This window comes from uncultured Kiloniella sp., assembly GCF_937128705.1.
Taxonomy (GTDB): domain Bacteria; phylum Pseudomonadota; class Alphaproteobacteria; order Kiloniellales; family Kiloniellaceae; genus Kiloniella.
Genome location: NZ_CAKZMP010000076.1, coordinates 1 through 10,236, shown reverse-complemented (window position 1 = coordinate 10,236; position 10,236 = coordinate 1). Strand labels below are relative to the sequence as shown.

Annotated in this window: 9 protein-coding genes and 1 tRNA gene; 2 read left to right on the top strand and 8 right to left on the bottom strand. The window is 45.1% G+C overall.

The features are described 5' to 3' along the window. From Q0241_RS04490 to Q0241_RS04470, 5 genes are all read right to left on the bottom strand, one after another. The coding region (locus Q0241_RS04490; protein ID WP_299373767.1) for a TRAP transporter fused permease subunit at positions 1-1,315 on the bottom strand (1,315 nt) is incomplete at its 3' end. A 90-nt stretch (positions 1,316-1,405) separates the two neighbouring features. Then, a complete protein-coding gene (locus Q0241_RS04485; protein WP_299373764.1) occupies positions 1,406-2,431 on the bottom strand; it encodes a TAXI family TRAP transporter solute-binding subunit in 1,026 nt (341 codons plus the stop codon). A 285-nt stretch (positions 2,432-2,716) separates the two neighbouring features. Next, positions 2,717-4,492 (bottom strand): ATP-binding protein, encoded by a 1,776-nt coding sequence (locus Q0241_RS04480; protein ID WP_299373761.1) that lies wholly within the window; start codon positions 4,490-4,492, stop codon positions 2,717-2,719. A gap of 59 nt (positions 4,493-4,551) precedes the next feature. Next, complete coding sequence (locus tag Q0241_RS04475; RefSeq protein ID WP_299373758.1) at positions 4,552-4,989, bottom strand: YaiI/YqxD family protein; 438 nt, start codon at positions 4,987-4,989, stop codon at positions 4,552-4,554. A gap of 68 nt (positions 4,990-5,057) precedes the next feature. Beyond that, entirely contained in the window at positions 5,058-5,954 is an 897-nt protein-coding gene (locus tag Q0241_RS04470) for a fused MFS/spermidine synthase (protein WP_299373755.1), read from the bottom strand. 248 nt (positions 5,955-6,202) lie between these two features. On the opposite strand from Q0241_RS04470, the gene Q0241_RS04465 reads away from it, so the two are divergent. Continuing rightward, on the top strand, positions 6,203-6,928 hold the full coding sequence (locus tag Q0241_RS04465) for a GNAT family protein (RefSeq protein WP_299373752.1): 726 nt from the start codon (positions 6,203-6,205) through the stop codon (positions 6,926-6,928). Between the two features lie 16 nt (positions 6,929-6,944). Here Q0241_RS04465 and Q0241_RS04460 read toward each other — a convergent pair whose 3' ends face one another. Beyond that, positions 6,945-7,628: a nitroreductase family protein gene (locus Q0241_RS04460; protein ID WP_299373749.1), complete on the bottom strand. Its 684-nt coding sequence runs from the start codon at positions 7,626-7,628 to the stop codon at positions 6,945-6,947. A 246-nt stretch (positions 7,629-7,874) separates the two neighbouring features. Further along, positions 7,875-7,949, bottom strand: a tRNA-Gln gene (locus tag Q0241_RS04455). 267 nt (positions 7,950-8,216) lie between these two features. On the opposite strand from Q0241_RS04455, the gene Q0241_RS04450 reads away from it, so the two are divergent. Further along, on the top strand, positions 8,217-9,098 hold the full coding sequence (locus Q0241_RS04450) for a peptidoglycan-binding domain-containing protein (protein ID WP_299373746.1): 882 nt from the start codon (positions 8,217-8,219) through the stop codon (positions 9,096-9,098). 71 nt (positions 9,099-9,169) lie between these two features. On the opposite strand, the gene Q0241_RS04445 is transcribed toward Q0241_RS04450, so the two are convergent. Beyond that, the gene (locus Q0241_RS04445; protein WP_299373743.1) at positions 9,170-10,042 is read right to left on the bottom strand and encodes a 4-(cytidine 5'-diphospho)-2-C-methyl-D-erythritol kinase; all 873 of its coding nucleotides are present in this window, start codon (positions 10,040-10,042) and stop codon (positions 9,170-9,172) included. Positions 10,043-10,236 lie beyond the last annotated feature (194 nt).

The window sequence follows — 10,236 nt, the reverse complement described above, 5'->3', positions numbered from 1 at the left end:
AGGTATTCCCAATGCCCGCCGTGGCAATCACATTAACGATCAATCCAACAGCACAAAGCAAGATCCCCGTCATGACCATGTTCCGTGCTCCAAGAGCCAAAGCATCCAGAATTGCACGCAAACCCATTTTATTCGGGGTTAACCACGAAGCCACAACGACCCCGATAATTGAAAAGCCAGCTGCATAGGTTGGGGTAAAGCCATAGATCAACAAACCAATCAAGACCGTTATCGGTACAAGAAATGGTAATCCACCCCTTTTAAGAACCTCTAAGGCACTTTCCGTTTCAACCTCGACAACGTGTACATTGCTGCGTTTTGCTTCCATACGCACAAAAAAAGCAACCGTTGCAAAATAAAGAATCGCAGGAAGGAAAGACACTGCAATAATCGTTGTGTAGGGAATCTGTGTATAACTCGCCATCACAAAGGCACCTGCCCCCATAATAGGCGGCATCAATTGTCCGCCTGTTGACGCAGCAGCTTCAACTCCGCCTGCAAAACGAGCAGGAAAGCCCGCCTTTTTCATCAAGGGAATGGTTATCACACCTGTCGAAGCGGTATTGGCCACAGCCGAGCCGGAAATTGTGCCCGTCAGGCCGGATGCAAAAACAGCAACCAAACCGGGTCCACCAACCGTTTTTCCTGCAACGACACGTGCGAGATCAATAATAAAATCTCCAGCGCCAGAACGCACAAGAAAAGCACCGAAGAGAATAAACATAAAGACAAAGGTGGATGATATACGGGCAATGTTTCCAAACAACCCATCATCACCATAAACACTTCTGAAAAGGATTGTCTCGTTGCTCAGGCCTTTGAATTTAAACACACCGTCAATAAGGGCACCCCACCACCCGATATAAGTCAGGGCCAGTACGATAAGAATTGGAATAATCCATCCCGTCGTCCGGCGGGTGAATTCAATGGCGATAATAATTAATAATGTTCCAAATACCCATTCTGGCGCTTCTAAACGAACCCCACGCTCATAGATGGCATCTTCCATAGAGATCATATAAAGCGCAGCAAAAGCTCCCAAGAGACCCAAGGCCACATCAAAAACAAGAAGCCCCCTGTTTTTGCCATTCCCGATCATAGGATAGATTAAGGCACCCATAAGAACGAAACCGGCAAAGTGCAATGAGTTCTGCCAAAGCCCCGGTATCACGGCAAAGACGTTGAAGTAGATATGCATCAGAGAAATGATCACCCCAAGGCCAAAAACGACCTTTCCGATCCATCCCTCATCACCACGGACAATCGCTTCGTGTTCGCCCAATTCAACTTCTGGTGCGTTTGTTTCTTGTGACATGATTTCCCCGAAAGAAAAGCGTAGTAATAAGACGGGCGCCCGACATGTCGAGCGCCCGATAAAGCATTGAAATATTACGACTTCGGTTGATTATTTCGCAATCAAGTTTGCAGGAATATCCATACCGATTTCTTTGTAATAACGCGCAGCACCAGGGTGCAGAGGCACTGGCAGACCAGCCAGAGCTGCATCGGTGCTCATTGCTTTGGTTGCTTTATGAATTGCGTTAAGGAAAGGAAGATTTTCATAGATCGTTTTTGTGATCTGATAAACAGCATCTTCATCTACGTCATCACGCACAGCCAGGAAGTTTGGCTGAGCAATGGTTGTAATATCCTTTGTCTGTCCAGGATAAGTACCAGCAGCAATAGTGAATGGTGTCCAAAGACCGAAACCACCATCAGCTTGTTTCGCTTGCTCGGCAGTGAAGTTCAATAGTGTGATTTTATCACCCATTGCAGCCATAGCTTTGGTCACGGCACCTGTTGGCGTACCTGATGGGGTTCCCATACCGGCAACCTGTCCGTTTTGCAACGCATCAGCAGATGGACCATAACCGACATGGACCAAGCTGTAATCAGCTTCGGCATCAACGCCCAAGTTTTTCAGCAAAACAGTATTTGATCCAATGGTACCTGAGTTCTTTTTACCCAAGGCCATGCTCTGGCCCTTCATAGCAGCGAGATCAGCAACTGTACCTGTCTTCGCGTGTTCGGTAAGTACAGTAAACTGCTCCACATTCTGCCATAGCATTGAGACAGAACGCATTTTAGTTTGTGGACCGTCTTTTTCTACAGGACCTTTACCGTTCCAGGCATAATACCCGTATAGCCCTTGAAGAATAGCAAACTGCGCTTCGTCTTCACGGAGTAGTTTTACATTCTCGCCTGAGCCAGCAGAGTTAATTGCTGAGAGACCAATTTTCTGTTTTGGCTGCAATTTAACTTTAACAAGAGTAGAAATCGCAACACCTACAGGATAGTAAGTCCCGCCAGTGCTGGCCGTTGCCATAAGATAATCGCGAGCTTCCGCGGCTTGAGCTACGGCACCAGCGGACAGTGCACTACAGATTGTTGCAGCAGCAGCAACACCTTTAATTGCTTTCATCATTTTCATAAGAGCCTCCCTAAGACATTTATTATTTTCATAGATTACGTGTTTGAGCATATTTGGCTCTACGTTACTCATTTCACCGGAACAAGGCCAGTATCCATTCGCGGATTTTTAACACAAGCATCGTAGAGATAAAAACATATCACACTACATATGGCAAAAAACATGCCACCAAAGCATTCCACCAACACATTGAAAAATAACAATATTAAGTGGTAAATAAAAATTTAGTGGCAAATTTTCGCCGATAAGCAAATTCCGGATCGGCAACTTTCCGCGCACGAGCACCTAATCATCGCGGTTCAAAACAGCCGTAAATTCAATAACAAATCTGGCCCCGGACTTTGCGGCGTTTTCTACTCGAATGTTTCCGCCAAAATCTTTGATAATTCCGTAACTGATCGACAACCCTAGTCCGACACCTTCGCCAACCTCTTTTGTCGTGAAAAAGGGATCAAAAATTTGATCCAGATTCTTCGGATCAATACCCGATCCACTATCTTCGACAACAACGATTGCGAACTGATCTATCTGGCGAAGGCAAACGAAAATTTTCTTCTCCCTTTGTCCGCCCATGGCATCCGCAGCATTACGAAACAGGTTCACAAAAATTTGCTCCAAACGAATAAGGTCACCCTTCACAAAAACAGGCGCGCCAAAATCCTGGAAATGGAGTTCGATCTCATCCGGTTTCCAAACTGTTTCCATCAGGTTTATTGCATTTTTCAGGGCTTCTCTGAGATTGACAACGTCGTACTCAACAGGAGCTTTTTGTGCAAAGCTATTCAGCTCTCCCGTAATATTACTCATACGATCCGTAAGTGAAGATATTTCGGCTAAAGACTCTTTCACGCTGTCTTTTTTTCCCTTGGCAAGCAACAAACGAGCACTGGCAACAAAAGTTCTTATTGCCGCCATTGGCTGATTGATTTCATGCGCTATCGCTGTGGACATTTGCCCCAAAGCTGCAAGCTTGCCCGTCTGAACCAAATCTTCTTGTGTTTTCAGCAATTGCGTTTCTGTACGTTTTCGTTCATCAATTTCCAGCTGTAATTTTTTGTTAATTGACTGGAATCTATCCGCCTGCCGCGCCCGCTGTGCTGAACGTAATTTTTGACGACGTTCACGCAGAAAAAGCCCCCCAAGAAAAAACAGCATCAACAAAACAGAACCGATAACCCAAGCCGTCTGTTGCTTTTCCTCAACAAGCTCCAGTGGGATTAAAAAATGCATCACCCAACCGGGCTTTACGGAATCCCTTTTCAAAGAAAGGTATCGTCGCCCGTCAATTTCAAAAACATTTCGACTAAAAAGTGTGTGAAGTTGCAGATTAAGCGGCATCAAATCCGCACCACCAAACTGACGATTGCTCCTGATTCGTGCCATAGCCGCTTCATCAATTGGTAGAATAGTCCGATAACGCCACTCATCTCGGCTGGACAAAAAGATGACACCATTATTATCAGTGACAAAAACATGCTCCCCGCCATTGTGCCATTGCTCTTGCAGCGGCCTCATATCGACCTTGGCAACGATCACTCCTTTAATCCCTGCTTTGTCCTGAACAGCGTGGGACATAAAGTAACCAGGAACACCTGTCGTCGCACCAACAGCGAAGAAACCTGACTCACGACCTTCTATGGCATCCTTATAATACGGTCGAAAGGCATAGTTATGCCCCACGAAAGAACGCTCTTCCAACCAGTTAGAAGCAGCAAGAGTGGTCCCATCACTATTCAAAACATAAAGAACATCTGACTCTGCTTTTTGATTTGTGGCTCTCAACGAGCGATTGACCAAAGTTGCAACGCCTTCTTTGCCATCATCTTCGCTCAGTAAGTTCTTAATTCCTTCATCTCTGGAAAGAACAAAAGGGAGATAACGGTGTTTTTCCAAGGCAGACCGCAATGTGCCTTGATACAAAGACAACCTCTCTTGCCCAACCAACGATAAATCTCGTGCGGTGAGAATTCCAACCCAGTACCCAGCTCCGTACACAACGGCAATGCCTACTCCCAGCCCACTTAGCCAAAGCAAAAAGGTTTTCCATGAGATTCTAGGCATCGAAGACATCACTTTTATGAGGAATATCACTCAACAGATCCGACACCACCGTCTTATCATTATTTTTTATGTATAAGCTGATCCAAGGAAGACAAAAATCGAGATCGATCTTGCTTCGTGAAGGCAGGCGAATAGCTTTTCACTTCTCCACTTTCACGTAAATTGGTCATTAAATCCCTGACCGCCAAGGTCATACCCATCGCATCTTCAGTGAAAATTTTACCTTTGTGGTCCAAAACTTTCGCGCCTTCGGCCACACAGCGAGACGCAAGTGGAATATCAGCAGTGATGGCGATATCTCCCTGCTTTATATTCTCGGCAATCCAGATATCTGCAGCATCAGGCTCTTCGGGAACAACCACAGACGTAACCAAAGGATGCCGACCATATCTGAGCCAGGTATTACTAACCATATGAACCTTTAGGTTATGCCGTTCCGCAACCTTCACGACCTCATCCTTTACCGGACAAGCATCCCCATCTACATAAATTTCCATTCTGAACTTCCATTATGAATGTTCGCCCTGATCAAGCCCCCGTGATCAATGATCAACTCTTTTGGCCATCACTTCTTTTTGCCAAACCCGAGTTCATTCTTCCACCAGTTCGGCAAAGCAAAGGCAGCCTTGTGAACAGCTGCATTATAGTGTTTACCATCATGTTTTATATAAGGATCAGAATAATCAAAGCCATCCTTGGTATAAAGGAAAAAGCCAAACTCTGCGCCCGGATACATAGGAACAATTGAACGATAGACATCCAGATGAGGAAAGAAACGACCACTGCGCATAATCTCTAATAGGCTGTGATCTTCTTCACTGGAAGCTTCCTGCAAGAACCTGATCCGGTCTTTACCAATAAAAATACTATCCGAATCAATGCAGACGCCATCGTCTTTTAGAATGGCAACCAGATTATCTAAAAATTCTTCGGTAAATAAACTAGCCGATGGACCCACTGGTTCAGTGATATCCATAAAGATAAGATCGAACTGTTCTTTTCTATCCAATGCTTCGATGACGTAACGCGCCGCATCATCACAAATCAGCTCAACCCGTGGATCGTCATAATCGCCGTTTATAGCCAGATATTCGTTACTAAGCTCAATAACACGCCGATCAATCTCTGCCATAACAACCTTTTCAATGTTGTTATGAACCAAAAGCTCTCTGAGAAGGCCGCCATCACCGCCGCCTACGATCAACGCACGCAAGTTCTCTCGCTTGCGGCCAAGGACAGGAACATGAACAGCCATTTCATGATAGATAAATTCATCTGCTTCCGATGCTTGAATCAGATCATCCAAAACAAGAATTCGACCAAAATCCTTGTGGTCGTAAATTTCAATCTTTTGGAACTGGCTCTGCTCACTGTGCAGAAGCTCCATTTTCATGGCATGTGTAAAGCCAATTGCGCCCGGGTCTTCATGCCACCAGGTACTGAAATCAATTTTATCTGCCAATGATCTGTCCTATTCATAAAAATATATCAGCGATGTATAGTAAAGCATGCCGTGCCGGACAATCATAGAGTCCATAAAATCTCTGAAAGATATCCAAAAGAAGACACGCGTAGAGAGCTATTAATTTTCACTAACCATGTCGAAAAAAACTCAACCAAAGCGGCCCTATCATTATAAGACAAATGGCCCTACGAATCAGACCCATTTTATGACTAACTACGCGTAAACTCACCATACGGATACATAAAATGTGTAAGAATTCTCTTGGCCAGCCAATTGGCCCAATCGTAGCCAATTGGGCAGAGCCTCAACATCCAAACGTTAAAGCGCTCGATGGTCAATATTGCAAATTGGAAAAATTAAACTCGCAAGACCACGCTAAAGATCTTTTCGTCGCGAATTCACGAAGCAAAGGAGGAGAGATATGGACATACCTTCCCTATGGACCTTTTGCCCAGATTGAGAGTTATCAAGAATGGGTCGAAGAAATGTCTGAAAAGACTGATCCTCTTTTTTATGCTGTCATCGACAAAAAAACACAAAAGGCACTCGGTGTTGCAAGCTATCTACGTATCACACCCGCAGCAGGCTCAATAGAAGTTGGCCATATAAACTTTTCACCTGCCCTGCAAAGAACTGTTATGGCAACAGAAGCCATGTATCTCATGATGCGCCATGTTTTTGTTGATCTTGGCTATCGACGATATGAATGGAAATGCAACGCATTAAACGAAGGTTCAAAATTGGCCGCAAAACGTCTGGGATTTTCTTACGAAGGGACCTTTAGACAAGCTGGTATCGTAAAGGGAAGGAACAGAGATACGGCTTGGTTCTCAATCCTTGATACTGAATGGCCTGTCATGGAACTGGCGTTTTCCCGCTGGCTCAATGAAAGCAACTTCACCTCTGACGGAAGCCAGATAACAAACCTGTCCGACTTTACACAGCAAGTAAGGCAGGAACTGGCTGCCTAATTCAGCGGGTTAATGTTCACTCAAACCAGGTAGAGATAACACTCAGGGCTTTTTTGTTTAAAGCCTCTTCAGGAACTGAAGCTGAATTTGATGGGTGGCCAGCAACGATAATCATGACGGGTTTTTCATGTTTGGGACGCCCTAACAAATCTCTTAAAAAACCCATTGGGCTTGGCGTATGCGTCAGTGTTGCAAGACCAGCGTTGTGCAATGCTGTAATTAAAAAGCCACACGCCAGTCCAACGGATTCTTGTATATAATAATGTTTGATCTTCTCACCTGTATCGGGATCCATGTCGTAGTTCTGTTGAAAAACGACAATAAGATAAGGGGCGATCTCCAAAAAAGGCTTCTTCGGGTCTGTCCCCAAGGGAATAAGGTCCTTTAACCAAACCTCCCCCGCTTTCCCGGCATAAAACTCTTCTTCTTCGATCTCAGCAGCTTCCCTTATTTTCGTTTTGATGTCCGGGTTGCTTACAATAGCAAAATGCCACGGCTGCCTATTTGCTCCAGAAGGTGCCAGCCCTGCCGTACGCACAGCATTTTCTATAATAGCTCGATCAACTGGTATCGAAGAAAAGTCGCGAATTGTTCGGCGCTTCTGCATCAAACAATGGAAATCATGCGAACGTCGGCGTCTTTCATCCTCGGTATAATCAGGCAATCCTTCAAAAGGTACGACTCGAAAATCTGCTGACATGACCAACTATCCCTGTTCTTATTTTTATAAAAACCTAAAAACGATTCCAATCACTGCTTTTCCGATAAGCGCTTTGGATCGTTTCTTTGGAAATATAACTTTTGAGAAGACTAACACAGTTAGGGAGAATAAACAGGTTCAACGTAAACCCCAATGAAGCCACGTCATAATTAATTTACAGGTCATTATTGAGTTACGGGATAAAACGAAAAAGATCCCAAGACATAATCTTGGGATCTCTCTCATTGGCTGGGACGGCAGGATTCGAACCTGCGAATGCCGCTACCAAAAAGCGGTGCCTTACCACTTGGCGACGTCCCATCAGATGTGGGAGAGAAAATAGCGTTACTTCCGAGGAAGTCAATGGCTTAAAAGCAATTTTTATCACATTTTTTTAATTATTTTTTTTAGTATTCTTCAAGGATATTTACCTCTTTTAAACCTGAATGCTTTACCCCTAACCCAGATATTGATTATCCTTGTGTAAATAATGAGTGGTAATCAAACGAAATACGCCAATTAAGGCACCCACCCGGGGCAATTCTTGCTCTAAAACACCAAATATAGAAACACAGGGAACTGGAATTGATGAGCGACGATAAGCTCAAGTCTGAAGACGAAAAGCCAACCAGCCGCAAATCCCGCCAGCCGACGACGCGCAAAACTGCTGCAAAAAAGTCTTCTGCCAAGGCAAAACCTGAAGAAAAGAGTACTTCAACAACACCTAAAAAGACTGTTGCGAAAAAAACAACAACCAAAAAAGCTGTGAGTAAAGCCAGCGCTTCTTCTGATACATCATCATCAGAGAAAACCGAGAGCAGTCCCAAAAAAACGGGGCCAGTTGCAAAAACAGTTACAGCAACATCAAAAAGAGTCACGGACAAAAACAAATCTGAACCGGTAGGCGAAGGTGCGAATAAGTCCGCCCTAAAGGCGCCGGTTACGAGGTCCAATCCATCTGAAAAGCTTCAGGAGAAAAGTACAGACAAAAAAGTTGAGGCCACAAAACCAAAGAAAGACTCTGCAAAAGTAAAAGACAAAACTAAATCATTATCCGCGGAATCCAAAGATGCGATTGCACGCCCTAAAAAAGGGTACTCTTTGGCCAAAATGATTACCGTCGCCGCGGTGCTCTTTCTCGGGGTACTCGCTGTTTTTCTGATTGGCAATGAATCGATTATGCCTGTCGATGATACCAGCTCTCAAGCGACAGCGACTCAGGCCACGGATGAACCTAATCCAAATGCCAGCTCGCCCTATGGAATGCGCGTCGAACAGCTAAAAGAAATTGAAGGGCTACTCGCAAGCTTGAACTTTGATCCCGGCAGAATTGACGGCGACATTGATCATGAAGCAGTCGCCGCAATCAGCCTGTTTCAAGAAATTTCCGGGTTACAAGTAGATGGAAAACCGACGCAGGAACTCCTAGCCGAGCTCAAAGCTGTCGACAAAATGCTCAGCAATAATTAAGGCTAATCGTCAAGCGTAAAAGCGGTGCTCTCTTCCAACAAAAGAGCACCGCTTTCTTATAATCGGCGCTCTTAGCACAGGGTTGCGAACTGAACCCACCATTCCTTGTTGGTCTGCCCGATTTCAACAGCTGCATTTTCAGCAGCATCCCGATTGTCATAAAGGCCATAACACGTTGCACCACTGCCAGACATACTCGCAAATAAACATCCCGTTCGATCTTTTAACGCTCTGATGCTCTCTATAATTACGGGCTCCAGTTGCATGGCAGGTTTGGCCAAATCATTGCCACTGTCATTCAGATACCCAAGCAGATCTGACATGCTGCATTCTGATCCCGGCCCCGGTAAAGCTTGAGAGAACTGACCGTTCAGTGTCCGGAATATGCGTGGGGTAGAGACCGGGCATCCCGGATTTATAAGAACACAGTAAAGATCGGGTAGCTGAGGCCCTGGCTTTACAAGCTCACCAACGCCTTCCATCCAAGAGCACGTTCCCTGAAGACAAACAGGAACATCAGCCCCCACTTGCAAAGCAAGATCATGCAAATCAGTAATATGATCAGGCTCTATTCTCCATAAGCGCATAAGCCCTCTAAGTGTCGCCGCTGCATCTGCAGAGCCCCCGCCGATACCGGATGCAACAGGAAGATTTTTCTCAAGCGTAACGGTTGCAGCCTTATCAACACCCAAAAGCTTCTGGAGCTTTCGACCTGTTTTGAGCACAAGATTATCTTCCGGATTATCAGCGGCCCCAACCAAGTATCCACCAAAAGGCCCCGTGACCTTAAGAGAAAAATCAGACGCGGGTTCGAAGAGCAACCGATCACCAACACTGGCGAATACCACCAAACTTTTCAGAAGATGGTACCCATCATTTCGTCGCCCAGTTACCTGCAAAGACAAATTTATCTTTGCAGGGGCGAATTCGGCAATCTGTTCCATCGAAACTGATCTATCCCATTAACTTTCAGATCTATCAGCAACAATGCCTTTATCAATCTTGGTTCGAATCAATTCGACCTGTTCTTCTTCTGGCTCAAAACTAAGAGCACGCCGCCATTGGAACCGCGCTTCATGTTTACGTCCAACCTGCCAATACGCATCCCCTAGATGATCATTTATAACAGGATCTTCAG